This window comes from Olsenella profusa F0195, assembly GCF_000468755.1.
GTDB lineage: Bacteria > Actinomycetota > Coriobacteriia > Coriobacteriales > Atopobiaceae > Olsenella_F > Olsenella_F profusa.
In genome coordinates this window covers 40,028-59,991 of the sequence record NZ_AWEZ01000017.1, presented here as the reverse complement: position 1 = coordinate 59,991, position 19,964 = coordinate 40,028, and the positions used below count along the sequence as shown (strand labels likewise).

Here is a 19,964-nt window from a genome sequence, read left to right as displayed (position 1 = left end):
TCTTGCCCTTTCGTGACAAAGGCCGTCTCCGTATGGACTGCCTGCGAGCGGGCAGTATACTTCCTACACGAGAAGGTGGCGGGCCGCCGCACGATGCGACGGCAGGGGTCAAGCGAGGGGAAGCACATGGGCATCACCGAGCGGAACGCGTATGAGGCACTGTCCGATGACGAGCTTGCGCGAAGCATCGCCGACCTTCAGGCGCGGGCGGACGCCATCAAGGCGCAGGGTCTGGCGCTCGACATGGCGCGGGGCAAGCCCAGCCCCGAGCAGACGGCCCTCTCCCGACCCATGCTCGACGTCCTGAGCTCCTCCTCTCCACTCCACGATGGCGATGCCATCGTGGACAACTATGGCACGCCGGAGGGGCTGCCCTCCGCTCGTGCCCTGGCGGGAGAGATGCTGGGCGTGGACGCCAAGAACGTGGTGGTCTCCGGCTCGTCGAGCCTCAACCTCATGCATGACCTCGTGGCACACGCCTTCACCAACGGCGTGGCGGGGGGGCGACCCTTCTGGCAGCAGGGCGAGGTCACGTGGCTGTGTCCGGCCCCGGGTTACGACCGGCACTTCCGGGTGACGGAAGACCTGGGCATCACGAACGTGAGCGTGCCCATGCGTGAGGATGGTCCCGACATGGACGTGGTGCAGGAGCTTGTCGAGGGCGATCCCACCGTCAAGGGCATCTGGTGCGTGCCCAAGTACGCCAATCCCACGGGCATCACCTACTCCGACGAGGTCGTGCGGCGCTTTGCCGCCCTGCGCCCGGCCGCGCCTGACTTCCGTGTCTACTGGGACAATGCCTATGTGGTGCACTGCTTTGGCGACCAGGACGATCGGCTGCTCAACGTCTTCGATGCGCTCAGGGATGCCGGCACGCACCGCCTCGTCTATGAGTTTGGCTCGACGGCCAAGGTGACCTTCCCCAGCTCGGGCATCGCCTTCGTCGCCGCGGACGACGAGGACATCCGGGACATCCGTGCGGCCTTTGCCGTCGAGCGCGTGAGTTCCGAGAAGTTCTCCCAGTTGGCACACGTGCGCTTTCTCAAGGACCTTGCTGGCGTGAGGGCGCACATGGCCAAGCATGCCGCCATCGTGGGGCCACGCTTCGCCCTCGTCGAGCAGAGGCTCTCCGAGGGTCTGGGGGAGCTGGGCGTTGCGAGCTGGACGCATCCGCATGGCGGCTACTTCGTGTCGTTCGAAGGACCGGCGGGATCGGCCAGGCGCATCGTCTCCCTCATGGGCGAGCTGGGTGTCAAGCTCACGCCGGCCGGTGCCACCTGGCCCTCTGGCAACGATCCCACAGACTCCAACATCCGTATTGCGCCAACCTACCCCTCTCTCGAGGATCTTGGGGCCGCGCTCGATGTCTTCGTCGTTGCCGTCAAGCTGGTGGCGGCCCAACTCATATGGGAGGCACGCCTCTAGCTGGATGAGTCGATTCTCCTCATTCTGAACGCACGCTGATGGCGACTGGCACACCCGCGTTCTTTCTGTAGAATGGATGGGTTACTGCGCAGAGGGCCTTGGCATGCCTAGGCTTTTGCATACCTCCTCCTGGTGGCGCGAGGGGTGGATATGGCGCGCCGAGAGCGTGAGAAAGGGTGGTGAGGATGGGAAAGAGGAAGCGCCCCAAGGCAGGGAACGCCGCGCCCCGCACACGAGGCAGTGCTTCGAGGAAGGGTGCCACGCATGCCAAAGGTACCAACAAACGGGGCCAGAAGGTCTTCAGGCCCACGCTCACCGATCGCATGGGTGGGAAGAAGCGGATGCGTGAGATCGTCATCATCCTCTTCGCCGTCCTCATGGGCGTCTCGATGATGACGCCGTCCCTGGCAGGCATCTTTGGCAATCGCAACGCCCAACAGCAGGATCAGCAGGACCAGGACCAGCAGTCCGCTGCCGCCGGCACGGACACGGGCACCGCTTCGGGCATCGCCGCCGTGGACGACAGATACCAGCCTCTCGTGAGCGACCTCGAGTCCAAGCTGCGTGATGACCCCACTAATCTGGCGACCCTGCTGGGGCTGGGCAACGACTACATGCAGTGGGGCTATGAGGCAAGCACCGTCGCAACCACTGACCAGGACAAGCAGCACAGCCAGGACCTGCTGACCACGGCACAGGACTACTACAACCAGTACCTCGCCCTCAATGATTCCGATGTGGTGCGCGTGCACATCGCCCTCTGCAAGCTCTATGGTGGTGACGCCTCGGGTGCCCAGGCCGACCTCGAGGCGCTCACCCAGAGCAACCCCGACTTCGGGCTTGCCTGGGCGAACCTCGGCCTCGTGTACGAGCGGGAAGGTGATGCCACCAAGGCCACCGATGCCTACAACAAGGCGAAGGCAGCGGACCCCGATGACGAGTATGGCGCCAAGAGCTTTGCGGAACAGCGTCTGAAGGCCATCAACGCGCAGAACACCAACGGTGGCACCGGTGGCTCCCCGTCCGTCACGGGTGGCTCGGGCAAGGGGCTCATGGGCACCTTGACGTCTGGCTCGGGTACCAACGTGGGGTTCTAGACGTAGCATGCGACTGAATGGAGCAGTCATGAGCATATCGATATCCAGTACGCCCAAGGACGATGGCATCCTCGTTGCCGTTTCGGGTGAGGTTGACGTCTCCAATGCATCTGATCTTCGCGACGAGCTGAACAGGGTGCTTGAGGGTCCCTCCGCATCCATCGAGGTCGAACTCTCGCAGGTCAGCTACATCGACTCCACGGGCATTGGCGTGCTCGTGGGTGCCGCCCATCGTGCGGGCGAGCTCTCGCGCACGTTCAACGTGCTGCATCCCCAGCCCAACGTGTCCCGCGTCTTGGGGCTCTTGGGGGTCTCCAAGGAACTTGGCGTCATCGAGTAGCGACGGGTTCTCATTGCCAGGAGGTACCACTTGTTTGGAATAGGCGAGACCGAGTTCGCGATCATCGTGCTCTTTGCGTTCCTGATCTTTGGGCCCGACAAGCTGCCCGGCATGGGCAGGACCATTGGGCGCGCGCTCAGACAGTTCCGAGACGCTCAGGAGGGCTTCTCCGAGGTCGTCCAGAACCAGGTCATGGACCCCCTGAACGATGCCATGGCCGATCCCAAGGCCCAGGAGAAGGGCAGGCGCCGTGCGGCGGCCCTGGAGGAGGACGCGGACCTCGAGAACGAGTCGGTGCCCACAAGGCGTGCGAACGAGACGTTCGCCGAACGCAAGGCACGTCTCGAGGCCGAGCGCACGGCCAAGGAGGAGGCTGAGGGGACGGCTGGTGCCGCTCCCACCGCGCCCGAGCCGCCCGCCGTCGCACAGGCCCCTGAGGACACCCCTGCGTCGGCCACCCCACATGAGGCGCCCGCGGAGGCGTCGCCGCACGAGGCCATGCCCGATACGAGCGCCGCCGCCCTCTATGCGCTCAAGCCCGAGAGAGCCGAACCCGTCGCGTCGGACGGCATGGGCTTAGACGACGGCAGCCCTGCCGGGGCGACCGAGGGGGAGGAGTAGCCCATGCCCATCGGACCAGCCCGCATGCCCCTCATGGATCACCTGGGGGAGCTGAGGCGCCGTCTCACCATCATCGTGGTGTCGCTCGCCATCACGGCCGTGGTGGTCTATGCCGCCACGCCCACGCTCATCGACATGCTCATGGATCCCGTGCGCGACGAGCTTGCCGGGGCCAACCTCACCGTGTTCAGCGTCCTGGGCGGTTTCACCATCCGCTTCAAGGTGGCGCTGTTCTTCGGCATGATCATCTGTACGCCCATCATCATCTGGGAGGTCATGGGGTTCTTCCTGCCTGCGCTCAAGACCAACGAGCGCAAGTGGGTGGTGCCGACGGTGGCCGCCATGGTCTTCCTGTTCTTCTTTGGCATGCTGTTCTGCTACTTCGTCATCCAGCGCGCGGCCATCGGATGGATGGTGCAGCAATCGTTGGAGTTTGCGGCCGTCATGCCCAATGCCGAGGACTTCCTCAACATCATGATGCTGCTGGAGATTGGCTTTGGCTTTGCGTTCCAGCTGCCGCTCATCATCTTCTACCTGTCCATCCTGCACATCGTGCCCTACAAGACGTTCCGCGGGCAGTGGCGCTACATCTACGTGGCGCTGCTCGTCATCTCCAGCATCGTCACGCCCGACGCCTCGCCCGTCACCATGATCCTCATGTTCGCGGCCCTCGTCGCCCTCTACGAGCTTGCCCTGTTCGTGGCCCGCTACGTGCTCGTCGCGCGTGACGGCAAGGAGTCTCTCAAGTGGAGTCGCGAGGAGTACCAGGAGCACAGGTACGAGGAGGGGACGGAGTAGCCTCGGTGTGCCGTGGGACATCTTTGGTGTCTGGGTCCTGCCGTGCCGGCGCGCCCCACGGCTGCGCTGTCATCTCTGCTATAGTCACGTCCCTGCAACACACGCACGAAGGAGCTGATCTTGAAGCTCGTTGTCACCGAGAAGAACGATGCCGCACAGCAGATCGCACGGCTGCTCTCGACCTCTGGCAAGCCCACGGCCGACAAGGTGTACGACACGCCAGTCTACCGCTTCACGCATGAGGGGGAGGAGTGGGTCACCATCGGCCTGAGGGGCCACATCATGGCTCCCGACTTCCCCCATGAGCTGCACTACTCAAAGAAGGAGGGGTGGTTTGCCGTCACGGCGGAGGGCGAGGTGATGCCAGCCACCGTGCCGGAGACGTTGGCCCGGCCACCGTACGACACCAAGCGCAAGCCCTTCCTCAAGGACGGCATCGACATCAAGGGCTGGAAGGTGCCGAGCCTGCCCTATCTGGTATGGGCTCCCGTGGAGAAGCTCCCCGCCGAGAAGGGCATCATCCGCGCCCTCAAGAACCTTGCCAGGAAGGCGGACTCCATCGTCATCGGCACGGACTTCGACCGCGAGGGCGAGCTCATCGGCTCGGACGCCCTGCGCCAGATGTGCGAGGTGGCGCCCGGCACCCCCGTCTCGCGCGCCCGCTACTCCGCCTTCACCAAGGCCGAGATCGACCATGCCTTCTCCCACCTGGTGGAGCTCGACCAGGACCTCGCCGATGCGGGCGAGAGCCGCCAGTGCATCGACCTCATCTGGGGCGCCGTGCTCACGCGCTACCTCACCATGGCGCGCTTTGGCGGCTTTGGCAACGTGCGCTCGGCCGGCCGCGTGCAGACGCCCACGCTGGCCCTCGTGGTGGAGAAGGAGCGCGAGCGCGAGGCCTTCGTGCCGGAGGACTACTGGGTGCTCTCGGGCCTGCTGGCACCCCAAGGCCAGCGCGGCGAGGACGTGGCGTTCAAGGCCACGCACGCCACGGCGCGCTTCAAGGACAAGGCCGCCGCGGACGTCGCCTATGCGCATGTCAGGGGCGCGACGACTGCCACGGTGACGGGCGTGGAGAGGAAGCGTCGCACCACGCGGCCGCCCGCGCCCTTCAACACCACCTCGCTGCAGGCCGCGGCCGCCTCCATCGGCATCTCGCCCGCACGCACGATGCGGCTGGCCGAGTCGCTCTACATGGACGGCCTCATCAGCTACCCGCGCGTGGACAACACCGTGTATCCCAGATCGCTCGACCTCAAGGGCTGCGTGCGCACGCTCTCGGCCGTCCCGCAGTACCGGCCCTGCTGCACGGAGCTGCTCGGGAAGGGCAGGCTCACGGCCACCCGCGGCAAGCAGGAGACCACCGACCACCCGCCCATCTACCCCACGGGCGCGGCGGACCCCGACCGTCTCGACGGTGCGGCCTGGCGCCTCTACAACCTCATCGCCCGCCGCTTCCTGGCCACGCTCTCCGAGCCGTCGGTCAGCGAGTCCACCAAGCTCTCGCTTGACATCGCCAATGAGCCCTTCACCTCCTCGGGCACCGTCATCGTGAAGGAGGGCTTCCGCGGCATCTACCCCTTCGGCCAGCGCAAGGACGAGGTGCTGCCGGCGCTCGCCCAAGGTGACGTGGTGGACGTGGTCTCCCTGGGCCTTGAGGCCAAGCAGACGGAGCCGCCCGCGCGCTACAGCCAGGGTCGTCTCATCCAGGAGATGGAGCGCCGCGGCCTGGGCACCAAGTCCACGCGCGCCAACATCATCCAGCGCCTCCTGGACGTGAAGTACATCAAGAACGATCCGGTGGAACCCAGCCAGCTGGGCATGGCCGTCATCGAGGCGCTGCATGCCTATGCCCCGCACATCACCACGCCCGACATGACGGCGGAGCTCGAGGCCGACATGACCAAGGTCGCCGAGGGAGCCGACACCCAGGAGCAGGTCGTCACGCACTCGCGCGCGCTGCTTGCGGGCATGGTGGACGCGCTCATCGAGCACAAGGAGGATCTCGGCGAGGCCATCGCGGATGCCGTGACGGCCGACGCCAAGGTGGGCGTATGTCCCAGATGCGGCAAGGACCTCGTGATGAAGCGCTCCGCCAAGACGCGCGGAAGCTTCATCGGCTGCATGGGCTGGCCCGACTGCGACGTCACCTATCCCGTGCCGTCCAACGTGAGGGTGGAGCCCCTCGAGGGCGAGGCGGGCGTGTGTCCCGTGTGCGGCGCACCGCGCATCAAGTGCAAGCCCTTCCGCTCCAAGGCCTTCGAGATGTGCGTCAACCCCGCCTGCGAGACCAATCGCGAGCCCGATGTGGTGGTGGGGGAGTGCGCCGTCTGCAGGGAGGCGGGGCGCCACGGGGACCTCGTGGCCCACAAGAGCGAGAGGACGGGCAAGCGCTTCATCCGCTGTACCAACTACGACGAGTGTGGAGTGAGCTACCCCCTGCCGCAGCGCGGCGAGCTGCACGCCACGGGCGAGACCTGCCCCCACTGCGGCGCGCCCATCGTGGAGGTCGTGACGGCGCGTGGCCCCTGGCGCATCTGCGTGAACATGGACTGTCCGGGCAAGGAGAAGAAGCCCGCCCGCGGACGCGGGAGCAAGCGGGGGACCTCGGCCAAAAGGAGCGCGTCACGCGCGGGTTCAAGAAGGGGCAGTGCGTCATGAACGGCGAGCGTGGCATCTTCCTAACGTTCGAGGGCATCGATGGCTCTGGCAAGACTACTCAGGCGCATCGCCTGGCACATGCGCTTGAGGCCGCCGGCATGGAGGTCATCCTCCTGCGTGAGCCCGGTGGTACGCCCATTGGCGAGCGGATACGGGCCATCCTGCTCGACCCCCGTAGCGACGAGATGGCAGACGAGTGCGAGCTCCTGCTCATGAACGCGTCTAGGGCCCAGCTCGTGCGACAGGTAATCCAGCCCTCGCTGGAGCGGGGGGCCATCGTCGTGAGCGACCGCTTCTTTGATTCCACGTTTGCCTACCAGTATGGCGGACGAGGGGTGGACAGGGACGTCACGCTGTCCTGCAATCTCTTGGGGAGCTGTGGCCTTGTGCCGGACCTCACGTTCCTTCTTGACCTTGACCCCCAGCTCGCGTTGCGTCGTGCTACCAAGGGCGGCGTAGACAGGCTTGAGGCCGAAGGGGCCCAGTTTCAGGAGCGGGTCCGCGATGCATATCTCGAGCTTGCGGGGATGGAGCCTGGTCGCGTGATGGTGGTGGATGCCGACGCCTCGGAGGATGAGGTCTCCCTGCGTGTCGCGTCCCTTGTCCGTCATACGTTTCCGCAGCTTGACTTCCACCCGTTGTGACATGTTGGCAGGAGGAGACTGACATAGGTGCGTGGGTATCCCTGTATCTCAGGGCCCTTTGCTTGTTTGGGAATCAAAGATGAAAGATGCTGCAGCGTTGGCTGGCATGTGTCTCATATCGCGCGATCGAAGTGTCTCGCCTTGTCTTGACTGGCTTACATGGCCCTTCTTGCCTTGGTAAGAATGGTGGGATGAGGGCTTTTGCACGTGCGGTCTCATCAGAATTCAAGAAGTTGCTCACTCTGCGTTTTATTCGGTATGTAGTTGCGGCAACAACCGTGCTTCTGCCACTCTATGCGCTGCTGACAACGCCCTCCGTGAGAGACGCGATCAGTACCGGTGACCCCACACTTGCTCCGGGCATAACACCGGAGTCCGTTGGGTTTGACGGCATAGAGCTGGGCCAGGTTTTTCTCATACTTCTGGGAAGCATATCTGTCAGTAGTGAGTATCAATTTGACCAGCTCAAGGTGTCGTTACTTGCGGTTCCGAATCGTCTGCGTCTCCTTGGGGCCAAGGCGCTTGCCGTTGGCGTTGTTTCGCTGCTCTTGGGAATGGTCGTCGTTCCCCTTGTTGCGTTCATAAGCCAACTGCAGCTTGGGGAGGTTGGCATCCTGCATGGTGGAATTACTGTTTCCTACCTGTTGAGCTTGGGTGGGGCGATAGTCAGCTGGGCCGCCATAGCGCTGCTAAGCTTTGCGCTTACGATAATCTGTCGTCAGGCTCTGACGCCTCTCCTGATCCTGATCGTTACATCACAGTTCACGCTGGTCTTGGTGCATCTCATGCCTGGAGCGCAGTACTTGCCCTTTTCTGCGGGAGTGCAGTTGTATGACCCCTCTTCTATTGTGGCAGAGACCCCCTCTGCCGGCCTTGGGCCTGGTGTCGCACTCCTTGTCCTCACGATATGGGTCGTGGTTTTCATGGCGTTGGCCGGCTTTCTCTTTCAGAGGAGGGGGGTGCAGACGTGAATGCACCCAATGGGTTTGACAGGAGAGCCGCCCTGGGAGAGCTGTTCTATGGGGTGCTCAAACAAACAAAGCTGCTAGTAGCAATTGTCATACTTGGCCTATTAAATCGAGGAGCAGTGTGATAACGTCTGGCAAACGGGGTTCAAGGTGGCAAAAAACGTTGCATTGGTGTCACCTCTCTCTTAGAGGCGCTTGCAATAGTGGGACCCTCGGGTGCCGGGAAGAGTACCGTGCTCGATCTTATCTCGCGACTCTATGATCCTGTGGGCGGAACGATCTTTTTCAAAGGGGCTGACGTCGCTAGCCTCGATCGTCGCATCGTGCGCAACCATATCGCTTATGTGGAGCAGGATGCCCCCATTCTGTCAGGAACCATCAGAGACAATTTGACCCTTGGAATCTCACAGGTGAATGATGCCAAGCTCATGTGCATGCTTCAGGCATGTAACCTCATTGACGTGTGCAATGGATCACACGATGGATTGGATGCCGACGTTGGTGAGCATGGAGTGCTGCTTTCTGGTGGGGAGCGTCAGAGGCTTGCGTTGCTGAGGGCCCTACTGAGGGAACCCGAACTGCTCCTGCTCGATGAGTCAACATCCAATCTTGATGGGGCAAACGAGGAGCTTGCCCAAAACCTGATCGATTGCTACGCACCACACAGCGCTCGCAGTATTGTGGCGCACCGTCTTTCGACAGTTGTGGATGCGGACGACATACTGGTACTTGATGGTGGGCGGGTGGTTGACGAGGGCACTCACGTACAACTATTGCAGACATCGCCACTCTATCGCAACCTCGCTCATACGCAGCTGCTCTCTCAACCTGCGTAGAGTTCTGGTCGCGTCATTAGAAGGGGCGAGGTGGGCTCATTGTCGGTACAACTATAAAAGTGTCCAGCGTCTTTGCCGCGCTCCAATGCCTCGCTCCTCTAAGTCTAGGTAGAGGCGCAGTCTAGAGCAGGTGGTGAGTGTGATGTACCGTCCCCTTGTCAATGGGCTATCTGAGCTAAAGTATCTCGGTGAGCGTTGCAATCTGCCTCTTTGGGGATGGGTGTGTGACGTTGACGGCCTGTTGACGTACCTGTGGGTGTCAGCCTACGATCTTCGGAGTACTTGCAGTCTGGCTTGGCACTTCGGTACGCCCTCATTACAATTCAAGAGACTGTCATGCAAAAAACGTGCTTTTCTCTGATAAGGACTTTCATGCTCAGTTTGCAAGGTCAGGTTGCCCCGCAAAGGTCGTCTGCTGCCACCTCGCAGCCTGATGCGAGCAACCTGGCAGGGGGCAACTGACATGGGTACGCAGGCATCGCCATATCCCCAGGCCCTCTCCGTCCTCGACCAGCAGCCCCGCGTGCGCGACTTCCTTGCGCGCGCCCTTGCGGAGGGCCGGCTGAGCCAGGCCTATCTCTTTCTGGGCGCCCCTGGCGCGGGCATGGTGGAGGGCGCCTTTGCCCTGGCGACGTGCATCATCTGTCCCCGCGGCGGCGACGCGAGCTGCGACGAGTGCATCCGCGTGGCCCACCGCACCCATCCCGACGTGCGCTACCTCAAGCCCGAGAGCGCCACGGGGTACCTCGTGGGCCAGGTGCGCGAGCTCATTGACGACGTCCCTTTGGCACCCGTGCGCGCCCAGGCCAAGGTCTATATCCTGGACGAGGCGGGGCTGCTCCGCGGTGCGGCTGCCAATGCCCTGCTCAAGACCATTGAGGAGCCGCCCGAGGGCACGTACTTCGTGCTCATCGCCCGCTCTGCGGCGTCGGTGCTGCCCACGCTCGTCTCGCGCTGCCAGCAGGTCCCCTTCCGCATCGTGGCACCGGATGCCGCGGCGCGCGCCGTGGAGCGGGCGAGCGGCATCACGGGATACGAGGCGCGCGTGGCGCTCTCCATCACGGGAGCGCCCGGACGTGCGGCCGAGTTTCTCGCCTCGACCAGTCGTCGCGAGGTGCGCCGCAAAGTGGTGCGCACCTTGGGGGAGCTGGCTCGCGATGATGCGTGGGACGTGCTGTGCGCCGCGCGCGACATCGTCGATGCAGTGCACGCGACGCTCGACCAGGTGAGGTCCCGCCAGGAGGCGTCACGTGACGAGAGTGCCGACTATCTGAGCCCCGCGGCACTCAAGCGCGTGGAGGCCGCCAACAAGCGCGAGATAAGTGCCCGCGAGCGTTCGGGTATGATGGAGGCGTTGGCTGCTGCCGACTCACTCCTGCGCGACGTGCTCGTGCGTATCGAGGAAATCGGCGAGCCGGTGGTGAACGAGGACGTGAACGACCCCATCGACCGCATCGCGCGCTCCGCATCCTCGGAGGGCTGTCTCCGCGCGCTCGAGGCGCTTGCGCAGGCACGGGACGACCTCGCCCACAACGTAACACCTCAGCTGGTCATCGAGACCATGCTCCTCTCTGTCAAGGAGGCACTCGCATGCCCACCGTCGTACCGGTAAGGTTTCACTATGTAACGCACGACCTGTGGTTCGATCCCAAGGAGACGGGTGCCCAGGAGGGTGACCACGTCATATGCTCCACGGAGCGTGGCCAGGAGATTGGCTTGGTGACCATGGATGCCCGGGAGGTCGATGCGGACACCCTCAGGGACACCGTGGGCGATGCCCCCCTGCGTGCGGTGGTGCGCATCGCCTCGCCCGATGACCTCAAGCATGCCGAGCGGCTTGCGGAGCGTGGCGAGGACGCCCTGCCCACCTTCCGTCGCCTGGTGCATGGCCTTGACCTGGACATGAAGCCCGTGGGGGTGGAATACCTCTTTGGGGGTGGCCGCGTGGTGTGCTACTTCTCTGCGGAGGAGCGCGTGGACTTCCGCCAGCTCGTGCGCGAGCTCTCACGCGAGCTGCACGAGCGCGTGGACATGCGCCAGATCGGCGTGCGTGAGGAGGCGGCGCTTGCCGGTGGCTATGCCCACTGCGGCCAGGAGCTCTGCTGCGCCCGCCTGGGCCGCGAGTTCGAGCCCGTCTCCATCCGCATGGCCAAGGAGCAGGACCTGCCCCTCAACACGTCAAAGATCTCGGGCGCCTGCGGCCGTCTCATGTGCTGCCTGCGCTACGAGTTCGACGCCTACCGCGACTTCAAGCGTCGTGCCCCCAAGCGCAATGCCGTCATCGAGACGCCGCTGGGCAAGGCCAAGATCGTGGAGTATGACACGCCCAAGGAGCAGCTTGCGCTGCGTCTCGAGAGCGGCAAGCAGATCCGTGTCCCCCTGGTCGACATGGACACGTCGGAGGCGGCCGTCAGGAAGAGCGAGGAGCTCTCGTGCCCCTGCCGTCCCGACACGGTGTCGCGCGAGGCGTTGGAGCGCCTGCAGTCACCCGAGGTGCAGATGGCCCTTGCCGAGCTTGACCGTGCAAACGGCGTGATCCCCCAGGAGACGTTCAACGAGTCCGACATCTTTGTGGAGAGCCGATCCCGCCGTCGCCGTCATGGGGGGAAGGGACAGGGCGCGCCCGAGGCGCGCGGCGAGGGTGGGGGGGCCTCGGAGGGATCCAGGCGACAGCGCCACCGCCGCAAGAAGGTGCATGCGAACGACGTCGCCCCGCAGGCGGCGCACCACGAACAGGGCGGCGCACAGCATGCCACGCGCCATCGCCGCCGTCATCATGAGGGCACGGAGGCGCAGGGCGATACGCAAGCCAAGCGGGCAGGGGGCAAGGCTCAGGGCCGAGGACGTTCGGAGCGCCGCCGGCCCGGTGACCGTGGTGGACAGCAGGCCAAGCAGCACCAACGCCCGCAGGAGGGCGATGGTGCCTCCGCCCGGACGGCGGGAGAGCGCAAGCCGCGCCGGCGGCGCCATCGCGGCGGTCGCGGTCGTGGTGGCGCGGTGGGTGGCCCCTCTGTCGGCACGGCCCCCTCGGGCGAGTAGATCATCATGTACGAGCTCTCGACCGAGTACTGGTTTGACAGCGCCCACTTCCTGACGGGCTACCATGGTGCGTGCGAGAACCTGCACGGCCATCAGTGGCGCGTGACGGCCTACGTCACCGCCGAGTCCCTCGGGGAGGCCGGCACGCAGCGGGGCATGGTGGTTGACTTTGGGGTCCTCAAGCGCATCGTGCGCGAGGAATGCGACAGGCTCGACCATACCTTTCTCGTGGAGGAGGGCTCCCTCAAGCCGCAGACCATCGCGGCCCTCGAGGACGAGGGATTTACGCTCACGATGCTACCCTTCCGCACGACGGCGGAGAACCTGGCGCGCTACCTGGCCGAGCGTCTCCGCGACCGCGGACTGCCCATCAGCAGGGTTGACTGCGACGAGACGCCCAACAACCGCGCGAGCTACGTCGTCTAGCTGAGTCTCCAAGCCCCTTACAGCATGAGGCTCTCCTAGATGATGGCGTGGGACGGGGCAGACGCCTTGCGCACAGGGTGGAACGAGTGTGATGCCGGAGGGCACAGGGGCGGATGGGTGCCCTCCGGCATGCTGCGGTGCTACTTGTGCGGATAGAATCCGGACGGCGCCTCGCTGAGGTTGATCATGATGTTCTTTGCCTGCGTGTAGTGATCGAGGATGACCTTGTGCGTCTCGCGGCCGATGCCGGAGCTCTTGTAGCCACCGAACGGTGCGCCGGCTGGAATCTGGTTGTAGGTGTTGACCCACATGCGGCCGGTCTCAATGCTGCGGGCCACGCGTAGGGCGCGGTTGAGGTTCTGCGTCCACACGGCACCGCCCAGGCCGTAGTCCGACTCGTTGGCCATTGCGACGACCTCGTCCTCGGTCTTGAACTTGATGACCACGGCAACGGGGCCGAAGATCTCCTCGCGGGAGCAGGTGGCCTTGTTGTCTATGTCGGTGATGAGCGTGGGCTTGAAGAAGGTGCCGTTGGCACAGGCGCCCTCGGTGCAGGGCTCACCGCCGCAGGCGATAGTGGCGCCCTCCTTGCGGGCGATGTCGATGTAGCGCATGACCTTCTTGGCCTGTGCCTCGTTGACCTGGGCCCCCAGCTGGGTCTCGGGGTCGAGCGGATCGCCGATTCTCACCTTGTTGAACTGCTCGACGGCCGCCGCCACGAACTTGTCGTAGATGCCCTCCTGGACGAAGACGCGGCTGCCGGCGCAGCACACCTGGCCCTGGTTGAAGAGGATGCCCAGCTGCAGGCCATCGATGGCCTGCTCGAAGCTGCAGTCGTCGAAGAAGATGTTGGCGCTCTTGCCGCCCAGTTCGAGCGTGGCGGGGATGAGCCTCTCCGCGGCAGCCTTCGCAACCGAGAGGCCCACTTCGGTGGAACCGGTGAAGGCGAGCTTGCGGAAGCCGGGATGCTCGAGCATCCACTGGCCTGACCTCGAGCCCCTGCCGGTGATCACGTTGATGACGCCGGCGGGGACGACGTCGCCGATGAGCTGCATGAGGACGAGCAGCGACAGGGGCGTCGACGAGGACGATTTGATGACGGTGCAGTCTCCGGCGGCCAGCACCGGGGCGAGCTTCCAGGCGCCCATGAGGAACGGGAAGTTCCAGGGGACGATCTGACCGACGACACCGATGGGCTCGCGCAGGATGAGGCTCAGGAAGCCGCCGTCGAGCACGCTGGCGGAGCCCTCCTCGGTGCGGATGGCTCCGGCGAAGTAGCGGAAGTGGTCGGCGGCCAAGGGGATGTCGACGGCCTTGGTCTCGCGGATGGGCTTGCCGTTGTCGAGGGTCTCGACCTCGGCGAGCAGGTCGGCGTTGGCATCGATGATGTCGGCTATCCTGAGGAGGACGGCGGCGCGCTTGGCGGGCTCGACCTCCTTCCAGGAGGGGAAGGCCCTCCAGGCTGCGTCGACTGCCGCATCGAGGTCCTCTCTGGTGGCCTCGGCGCATTCGGCCAGCTTCTCGCCGGTGGCGGGGTTGGTTGTGGGGAAGGTCGCACCATCGGAGGCAGGTACGAACCTTCCATCGATATAGAGCCCGTAGGTCTTGTCCAGCTTTACGTTCATGGGTCTCTCTCCTCTCTGGGGGAACCGTCGTCCCGGTTGCCTGCCGACTGTCGGTATCCCGTAATCATACCCCATGACCATTCGTGGGTGGCCTATGGAAGAACATATCGATATCGGCAGGGGAAAGGTAGCTCCAATCGTCGATTCAGCTGAAAGGCCTGTGCCAGAGTTGCCGCGGCACGGGGCATGTAGGCGGCGTCTATTCCCGTGTAGTTGACGACCGCCTGGTGGATCGAGGAGGCCGAGGGTCGGGTGCAGTAGTCGGTGGGCATGGCAACGTTCATCCCAAGCTCGGCTGCATTGCGTTTGACCTGGGCGTCGGGCGGGGCGATGTCCAAGGGGAAGAGATTGGCCGGCGAGACATGCATGACGTTCGCGCCTCGCTCAGCTCGTGAGTCCCGTTGAAGGGGACGATCTCGTCAATCGCTGGTTCCTGTGGAAGCGGATTCTGGTGTCGACCGGAGCGGTTATACTCGTTGGGAGGGAGGCACGGGGACGGAGGGAAGTGTCATGGCAGGACGGGCCTTGCATGGAGTCAACCTTACCGGCTGGCTGACGCTGGAGCCATGGGTCACGCCTTCCCTCTTTGCCGATTCTGGCGCCTTGGACGAGGACTCCCTGGTGATTGCGATGGGGCAGGAGCCCTATCGGCAGATGGTCGAGAAGCATCGCAGGGGCTTTCTCTCGCAGGTGGACTTCAGGGGCATTGCCGCGCGTGGCTTCAACGCCGTGCGCCTGGAGGTGCCATGGTACGTGTTTGGGGACGCCGGCCCAGAGACCGGTCCCTATGTGGGATGCATAGACCACGTCGACCAGGCCTTCGTCTGGGCAGAGGACATCGACCTCAAGATCGTGCTGGCCCTCGCCATCACGCCCGGCGAGCGTAGCTCTAGCGCCATCCTCGTGCGCAATCATGATGAGTTCTCCCGGTACCGCAACGATATGCTGGTGGTCCTGGGAACCCTCGCCAAGCGCTACTGCTCACGTGCCGCGCTCGCAGGCATCGAGGTTGCAGACGAGGTGGTGCCGCAGGTGCGCCATGGCTTCACACTCACGGATGGCGTGCCCCTCCATCAGTTGCGAAACTACTACCGTGCGGCATACGACACCGTCCGCAAGAACGCGCCGGACGCCATGGTCATCCTGCCCGATGCGGGCCAGCCGGGTGCCTGGGGCCACTTCATGGCACCGCGACGCTACCAGAACGTATGGCTTGACAGCCACCTCTACCACTATCTCGACCGTGTCGATGGGCCTGGCCCCACGGGCATCCGCGAGCTCTCGCAGCGTTCGCATAGGATGCTTGAGACGGCACGCAGGTGCGGCCTGCCGGTGATGGCGGGAAAGTGGTCCGCCTCGCTACCCTTCGCGGACTCCTCTACCACACCCGAGGGCCGCATCGCCCTGGAGCGCGTGTTCGTCTCCGAACAGCTTGCCGTGTTCAGGAAGTGCCCCGCGTGGTTCTTCCAGACGTGGAAGACCGAAGGTCGCCTGTCTGGTTGGGACGCACGGGTGGCGCTCGCCACGTTCGAGCGGGCGATGCTCGCGTGAGCACGTCTGGCGTCCCGCACGGCGGCGTGCTCTCGATGGTGGGCACGCCCATCGGCAACCTGGGCGATGCGTCCCCGCGCGTGCTGGACACGCTGCGCCAGGCGGACGTGTTGCTCTGCGAGGACACGCGCGTGACCTCAAGGCTGCTGTCCCACTTTGGCGTTCGCGTGTCGCTGCAGCGTGCGGACGAGAACACCCTGGCCTCCCGCATCGCGCCCACGCTCGGGCGCATCGCGGCCGGGGAGCGCGTGGCCTTCGTGTCCGACGCGGGCATGCCGGGCGTCTCCGATCCGGGACAGCGCCTGGTGGATGCCACGCTCGATGCGGGCCTGCGCGTGGAGGTCATCCCCGGTCCGAGTGCCGTCACCTGTGCGCTCGTGGCCTCGGGGCTTCCCATGGAGCACTTCTTCTTCGAGGGGTTCCTCCCGCGCAGGCACAAGGCCCAGCTGGAGCGCCTGCGTGCGCTGGCGTCCGTGCCGGGTGCCCTTGTGGTGTACGAGAGCCCTCATCGCGTGGCCGCGACGCTGGCCACCATCGCCGAGGCGTTTCCCATGAGAAGGGTTGCCCTCGTGCGCGAGCTCACCAAGCTGCATGAGGAGGTCGTGCGGGGGGTGGCCCCCCATGTGGCGGCAGAGCTTGCGGCATGCGGGGAGGTTCGGGGCGAGTGCGTCGTGATCATCGGCGCACCGGAGGCGGACGAGGCCACGTCTGTGCCCGTGCGGCCACTCGAGGATGCCATCGCTGCCGGCCTTGCGGCCGACGAGCCCCCCAGCGCGCTTGCCAAGCGCCTTGCCAGGGAGTATGGCCTTCCCAAGCCGCAGGTGTACGACCGGGTGGTGAAGGCGTCCCGCGCACGTTGACCGCCGACTCCCCCTCGATCGTGCTGACTTCCCCACGGGTTGTGCTTGGTTTTTCCGCTGAAGACGTCTCGCGTGCGGACTTGAGTCCGCACGCGAGACAAAATCGGTCGAAAAACCTCGCACAATGGGGGAGGGGCTGAAGGCTAATGGCTCTCAGCGGCAGTTCTGGTAGTAGAACACCGCCAGCTGCGTGCGGTTCCTGAGCCCCAGCTTCGTCAGCACCGCCGAGATGTGATTGCGTACGGTGCCCTCGCTGAGGCAGAGCGCACCGGCGATCTCCTTGTTGTCGAGGCCATCGGCCACGGCACGCACCACATCGCGCTCGCGTGTGGTGAGGGGCGACAAGGCGGACTCGTCCGGCTGCACTGGCGCCGAGGCGGCGCCCAAGGCCGTGGCTCGTTCCAGCACCTCGTCCCCCAGCACGGACTGCCCGGCCATGACGGCGCGCAGCGCCGGGGCGATGGTGTCTATGTCCTGCTTGATGAGGTAACCACGGGCACCAAGGCGCAGCGCACCCGTGATGTACTCGTCATCCGAGAAGGTCGTGAGGAAGACGATGCGTGCGGTGGGGTGAGCGCCAAGGATCTCGCGTGAGGCCGTGAGGCCGTCGCCGTCGGGCATCTGGATGTCCATGAGGAGCACCTCGGGAAGCTCGTCCTCAAAGAGGCGCACCGCATCGGGGCCGCTGGTGCCTAGACCGACGACGTCGATGTCCTTCTCGGCAGACAGGATGAGGCGGAGCGATTTCGCGACGATGGCGTCGTCATCCACCACGATGACCCTCATGTGCCCACCTTTCTGGGAATCGATGCGAAGACCTGGAAGCGTTGCGCATCGAAGTCTGTGTGAAACGTGCCCCCCAGGGATTCCACGCGCTCACGCATGGCACGCAGCCCCAGTCCCCGTTCCGAGAGCTCGCCCGCTTCCATGCTGCCCGTGGGCATGTCGCCATCGTTCTCTATGGTCAGCTGCCACAGGCCGGGGAACTCGCGCGCATGGATGGTGGCCGCACGTGCGTGCGCATGGCGCTCGGCATTGGTGAGCGCCTCGCGTGCGACGGCGACAAGGCAGCGCGTCGTCGCGGCGCTGGGCGTGTCCCTCAGGCCGTACTCCACGCTCACCCGTGCATGGGGACTGCGCACCGCAAGCCTATCCAGCTCGACGCGGAGGTCCATCGCATGGTCATCCAGGGCATGCACGCTCGCACGCATGGCATCCATCGTCTCGTCGAGTCCGGACCGGAGCTCGTCCAGCTCACCCGTGACACATACGTCGTCGTGATGGACGAGTCTGAGCGCGGCGACCTGGTAGATAAGGCGCGTCAGGCTATGACCCACGCCGTCGTGCACCTCACGGGCCATGCGCGTGCGCTCGGCAAGGGTGGCAGCCTGCGACGCCTCACCACGTGCGTCCTCAAGCTCGCGGTTTTGCGCGCGCAGCGCAAGCAGGCGGTCCGAGAGCTCATCCTCGGTCTCGTACAGACGCCCGCGTGCCTCGGCAAGGCGCACCTCCCTTGTGGCAAGCAGCGCACAGACCGTAGCCGCAGCCAACGTGACCGCAGCTATGGTGGGGTCGCCGGCGGCATGTCCGGCGGCGAAGGCGCACAGCCATGCGACGTGCAGCCGCCAGGGCACGTGGAGCGCGAGCTCGAAGGTTGCGAGGGGAAGCGCTGCCGTGGCGCCTGGTGCAAGGGCCATGACGCATGCGGTGACGATCGCCACCGCTCGCGCCACCTCCCCGCCTCGCGTTCGCATGAGGCTTGCGAGTGACGTGAGGGTGATGGCGGCGACGAGCCACGCCACGCCCACGGCATCGGTGCGTCCACCGAGCACGGAGAGGCAGGCACAGAGCACGAGCACGAAGGTCTTGTCCACAGCACGTTCCATGGTGTCATTGTACGGGAGTGATGGCGTGTCCTGCCATCGACCTTCCACCATGACAGGTGTCATGGGTCGGATGGGGTGGCCTTATGACGTTCCGCACTTCCCATTTCGTGGCCTTCCCACGAGAATGACAGGTGTACGCGATGGGTGCAAAAGCCAGGTGCCCACACGTGGCATCGCCACGTGTCGCGCCGCCCCCATCGACGGGAGCATCGAGAAGTGCCGAGGGAGCGGGACATGCCAACACAGACTGTCGTGCACGTGGATAACCTCGTCAAACGCTATGGGGGCCTCTGTGCCGTCAACCACCTGAGCCTGGACATCGAGCAGGGTGAGATCTTCGGCCTGCTCGGTCCCAACGGCTCGGGCAAGACCACGACCATCAACTGCATCCTGCAGCTGCTGCGCTACGACCACGGTACCATCGAGCTCTTTGGCACACCCATGGCACCTACGGCCTACGATCTCAAGCGGCGCATCGGCATCGTCCCGCAGGCGGTTGCGGTCTACGACGAGCTCACGGTGCGTGAGAACATCGACAGCTTCTGTGCGCTCTACGTGAGCGACCATGCCCGCCGTCGCCAGCTCGTGAACGAGGCCGTCGCCTTCGTGGGGCTCGAGAAGTTCCAGGGCTTCCGACCCAAGAGGCTCTCGGGGGGCCTGTTGCGCCGCCTCAACATTGCCTGTGGCATCGCGCACAGGCCCGAGCTCATCATCCTCGACGAGCCCACGGTGGCAGTGGACCCTCAGAGCAGGAACGCCATCCTCGACGGCATCCGTCGCCTCAACGAGGCGGGTTCCACCATCATCTACACTTCGCACTACATGGAGGAGGTCGAGGAGCTCTGCAGTCGCATCATGATCATGGACCACGGCCGCTCGGTGGCCGCCGGCACGGTGGACGAGCTCAAGGCCATGGTCTCGGTGGGGGAGCGCGTCACGGTGGAGCTTGCGGACGTTTCCGAGCAGGTGGTTGATCAGGTGCGTCGCCTCCCTCACGTGCGCTGCGTCACCGTCGACGGCATGCTACTGCGCATCGGGTGCACGGCGGGCGGCCACAACCTGGCCGACGTCCTCGGCGTGCTCACGGATGCCGGCGTTGCGTACGGGCGCGTGCTCTCCGAGCCACCGACCCTAAATGACGTGTTCCTCGATATCACGGGTCGCGCCCTGCGCGACGAGGCATAGGG

Annotated in this window: 19 protein-coding genes; 15 read left to right on the top strand and 4 right to left on the bottom strand. The window is 64.8% G+C overall.

Annotation, left to right across the window (positions count from 1 at the left end; genetic code table 11):
• The first annotated feature begins 126 nt into the window (after positions 1-126).
• From HMPREF1316_RS02395 to HMPREF1316_RS02340, 12 genes are all read left to right on the top strand, one after another.
• A complete protein-coding gene (locus tag HMPREF1316_RS02395) occupies positions 127-1,425 on the top strand; it encodes a PLP-dependent aminotransferase family protein (RefSeq protein ID WP_021725334.1) in 1,299 nt (432 codons plus the stop codon).
• Positions 1,426-1,610: 185 nt separating this feature from the next.
• Entirely contained in the window at positions 1,611-2,522 is a 912-nt protein-coding gene (locus tag HMPREF1316_RS13025) for a tetratricopeptide repeat protein (protein ID WP_021725332.1), read from the top strand.
• A 28-nt stretch (positions 2,523-2,550) separates the two neighbouring features.
• Entirely contained in the window at positions 2,551-2,862 is a 312-nt protein-coding gene (locus tag HMPREF1316_RS02385; RefSeq protein WP_021725267.1) for an STAS domain-containing protein, read from the top strand.
• Positions 2,863-2,892: 30 nt separating this feature from the next.
• A complete protein-coding gene (locus tag HMPREF1316_RS13020; RefSeq protein ID WP_021725277.1) occupies positions 2,893-3,483 on the top strand; it encodes a twin-arginine translocase TatA/TatE family subunit in 591 nt (196 codons plus the stop codon).
• Between the two features lie 3 nt (positions 3,484-3,486).
• Positions 3,487-4,281 (top strand): twin-arginine translocase subunit TatC, encoded by a 795-nt coding sequence (gene tatC / locus HMPREF1316_RS02375; protein WP_021725280.1) that lies wholly within the window; start codon positions 3,487-3,489, stop codon positions 4,279-4,281.
• A gap of 120 nt (positions 4,282-4,401) precedes the next feature.
• Positions 4,402-6,942, top strand: coding sequence for a DNA topoisomerase I (locus HMPREF1316_RS02370; protein WP_021725319.1), 2,541 nt, complete (start codon positions 4,402-4,404; stop codon positions 6,940-6,942).
• The gene (tmk, locus tag HMPREF1316_RS02365; protein WP_021725337.1) at positions 6,939-7,586 is read left to right on the top strand and encodes a dTMP kinase; all 648 of its coding nucleotides are present in this window, start codon (positions 6,939-6,941) and stop codon (positions 7,584-7,586) included. The genes HMPREF1316_RS02370 and tmk overlap by 4 nt, the downstream gene beginning before the upstream one ends.
• A 191-nt stretch (positions 7,587-7,777) precedes the next feature.
• Positions 7,778-8,557, top strand: coding sequence for an ABC transporter permease (locus tag HMPREF1316_RS02360; protein WP_021725339.1), 780 nt, complete (start codon positions 7,778-7,780; stop codon positions 8,555-8,557).
• Positions 8,558-8,685: 128 nt separating this feature from the next.
• Complete coding sequence (locus tag HMPREF1316_RS02355) at positions 8,686-9,390, top strand: ATP-binding cassette domain-containing protein (protein WP_084620805.1); 705 nt, start codon at positions 8,686-8,688, stop codon at positions 9,388-9,390.
• A gap of 463 nt (positions 9,391-9,853) precedes the next feature.
• Positions 9,854-11,002 carry a DNA polymerase III subunit gene (locus tag HMPREF1316_RS02350; RefSeq protein WP_021725272.1) on the top strand — a complete coding sequence of 383 codons (1,149 nt, stop codon included), beginning with the start codon at positions 9,854-9,856 and terminating at the stop codon, positions 11,000-11,002.
• Positions 10,981-12,429 (top strand): PSP1 domain-containing protein, encoded by a 1,449-nt coding sequence (locus tag HMPREF1316_RS02345; RefSeq protein WP_021725315.1) that lies wholly within the window; start codon positions 10,981-10,983, stop codon positions 12,427-12,429. The genes HMPREF1316_RS02350 and HMPREF1316_RS02345 overlap by 22 nt, the downstream gene beginning before the upstream one ends.
• 6 nt (positions 12,430-12,435) lie before the next feature.
• On the top strand, positions 12,436-12,855 hold the full coding sequence (locus HMPREF1316_RS02340) for a 6-pyruvoyl trahydropterin synthase family protein (protein ID WP_021725324.1): 420 nt from the start codon (positions 12,436-12,438) through the stop codon (positions 12,853-12,855).
• A 140-nt stretch (positions 12,856-12,995) separates the two neighbouring features.
• On the opposite strand, the gene HMPREF1316_RS02335 is transcribed toward HMPREF1316_RS02340, so the two are convergent.
• Positions 12,996-14,480 carry an aldehyde dehydrogenase family protein gene (locus tag HMPREF1316_RS02335; protein WP_021725281.1) on the bottom strand — a complete coding sequence of 495 codons (1,485 nt, stop codon included), beginning with the start codon at positions 14,478-14,480 and terminating at the stop codon, positions 12,996-12,998.
• A gap of 92 nt (positions 14,481-14,572) precedes the next feature.
• A complete protein-coding gene (locus tag HMPREF1316_RS14270; protein WP_198009550.1) occupies positions 14,573-14,818 on the bottom strand; it encodes a hypothetical protein in 246 nt (81 codons plus the stop codon).
• A 172-nt stretch (positions 14,819-14,990) separates the two neighbouring features.
• Between HMPREF1316_RS14270 and HMPREF1316_RS02325 the strand changes: the two genes are divergently transcribed.
• Together HMPREF1316_RS02325 and rsmI are read left to right on the top strand one after the other, a co-directional pair.
• Entirely contained in the window at positions 14,991-16,031 is a 1,041-nt protein-coding gene (locus tag HMPREF1316_RS02325) for a glycoside hydrolase family 5 protein (RefSeq protein WP_021725351.1), read from the top strand.
• Between the two features lie 35 nt (positions 16,032-16,066).
• Positions 16,067-16,891, top strand: coding sequence for a 16S rRNA (cytidine(1402)-2'-O)-methyltransferase (gene rsmI, locus HMPREF1316_RS02320; RefSeq protein ID WP_051332891.1), 825 nt, complete (start codon positions 16,067-16,069; stop codon positions 16,889-16,891).
• A gap of 153 nt (positions 16,892-17,044) precedes the next feature.
• On the opposite strand, the gene HMPREF1316_RS02315 is transcribed toward rsmI, so the two are convergent.
• Together HMPREF1316_RS02315 and HMPREF1316_RS02310 are read right to left on the bottom strand one after the other, a co-directional pair.
• Positions 17,045-17,677, bottom strand: a complete 633-nt coding sequence (locus HMPREF1316_RS02315; protein ID WP_021725325.1) for a response regulator — start codon at positions 17,675-17,677, stop codon at positions 17,045-17,047.
• On the bottom strand, positions 17,674-18,777 hold the full coding sequence (locus HMPREF1316_RS02310) for a sensor histidine kinase (protein WP_040650946.1): 1,104 nt from the start codon (positions 18,775-18,777) through the stop codon (positions 17,674-17,676). The genes HMPREF1316_RS02315 and HMPREF1316_RS02310 overlap by 4 nt, the downstream gene beginning before the upstream one ends.
• 234 nt (positions 18,778-19,011) lie before the next feature.
• On the opposite strand from HMPREF1316_RS02310, the gene HMPREF1316_RS02305 reads away from it, so the two are divergent.
• Positions 19,012-19,962 carry an ABC transporter ATP-binding protein gene (locus HMPREF1316_RS02305; RefSeq protein WP_021725333.1) on the top strand — a complete coding sequence of 317 codons (951 nt, stop codon included), beginning with the start codon at positions 19,012-19,014 and terminating at the stop codon, positions 19,960-19,962.
• Positions 19,963-19,964 lie beyond the last annotated feature (2 nt).

Bases quoted from the DNA above. Each gene is read 5' to 3' on its own strand.
- HMPREF1316_RS02350 (WP_021725272.1), top strand. From the start codon at position 9,854: ATGGGTACGCAGGCATCGCCATATCCCCAGGCCCTCTCCGTCCTCGAC.
- HMPREF1316_RS02325 (WP_021725351.1), top strand. From the start codon at position 14,991: ATGGCAGGACGGGCCTTGCATGGAGTCAACCTTACCGGCTGGCTGACG.
- HMPREF1316_RS02360 (WP_021725339.1), top strand. From the start codon at position 7,778: ATGAGGGCTTTTGCACGTGCGGTCTCATCAGAATTCAAGAAGTTGCTC.
- HMPREF1316_RS02345 (WP_021725315.1), top strand. From the start codon at position 10,981: ATGCCCACCGTCGTACCGGTAAGGTTTCACTATGTAACGCACGACCTG.
- rsmI (WP_051332891.1), top strand. From the start codon at position 16,067: ATGGTGGGCACGCCCATCGGCAACCTGGGCGATGCGTCCCCGCGCGTG.
- HMPREF1316_RS02340 (WP_021725324.1), top strand. From the start codon at position 12,436: ATGTACGAGCTCTCGACCGAGTACTGGTTTGACAGCGCCCACTTCCTG.
- tatC (WP_021725280.1), top strand. From the start codon at position 3,487: ATGCCCATCGGACCAGCCCGCATGCCCCTCATGGATCACCTGGGGGAG.
- HMPREF1316_RS02315 (WP_021725325.1), bottom strand. From the start codon at position 17,677: ATGAGGGTCATCGTGGTGGATGACGACGCCATCGTCGCGAAATCGCTC.
- HMPREF1316_RS02385 (WP_021725267.1), top strand. From the start codon at position 2,551: ATGAGCATATCGATATCCAGTACGCCCAAGGACGATGGCATCCTCGTT.
- HMPREF1316_RS02305 (WP_021725333.1), top strand. From the start codon at position 19,012: ATGCCAACACAGACTGTCGTGCACGTGGATAACCTCGTCAAACGCTAT.
- HMPREF1316_RS13025 (WP_021725332.1), top strand. From the start codon at position 1,611: ATGGGAAAGAGGAAGCGCCCCAAGGCAGGGAACGCCGCGCCCCGCACA.
- tmk (WP_021725337.1), top strand. From the start codon at position 6,939: ATGAACGGCGAGCGTGGCATCTTCCTAACGTTCGAGGGCATCGATGGC.
- HMPREF1316_RS02310 (WP_040650946.1), bottom strand. From the start codon at position 18,777: ATGGAACGTGCTGTGGACAAGACCTTCGTGCTCGTGCTCTGTGCCTGC.
- HMPREF1316_RS02395 (WP_021725334.1), top strand. From the start codon at position 127: ATGGGCATCACCGAGCGGAACGCGTATGAGGCACTGTCCGATGACGAG.
- HMPREF1316_RS02335 (WP_021725281.1), bottom strand. From the start codon at position 14,480: ATGAACGTAAAGCTGGACAAGACCTACGGGCTCTATATCGATGGAAGG.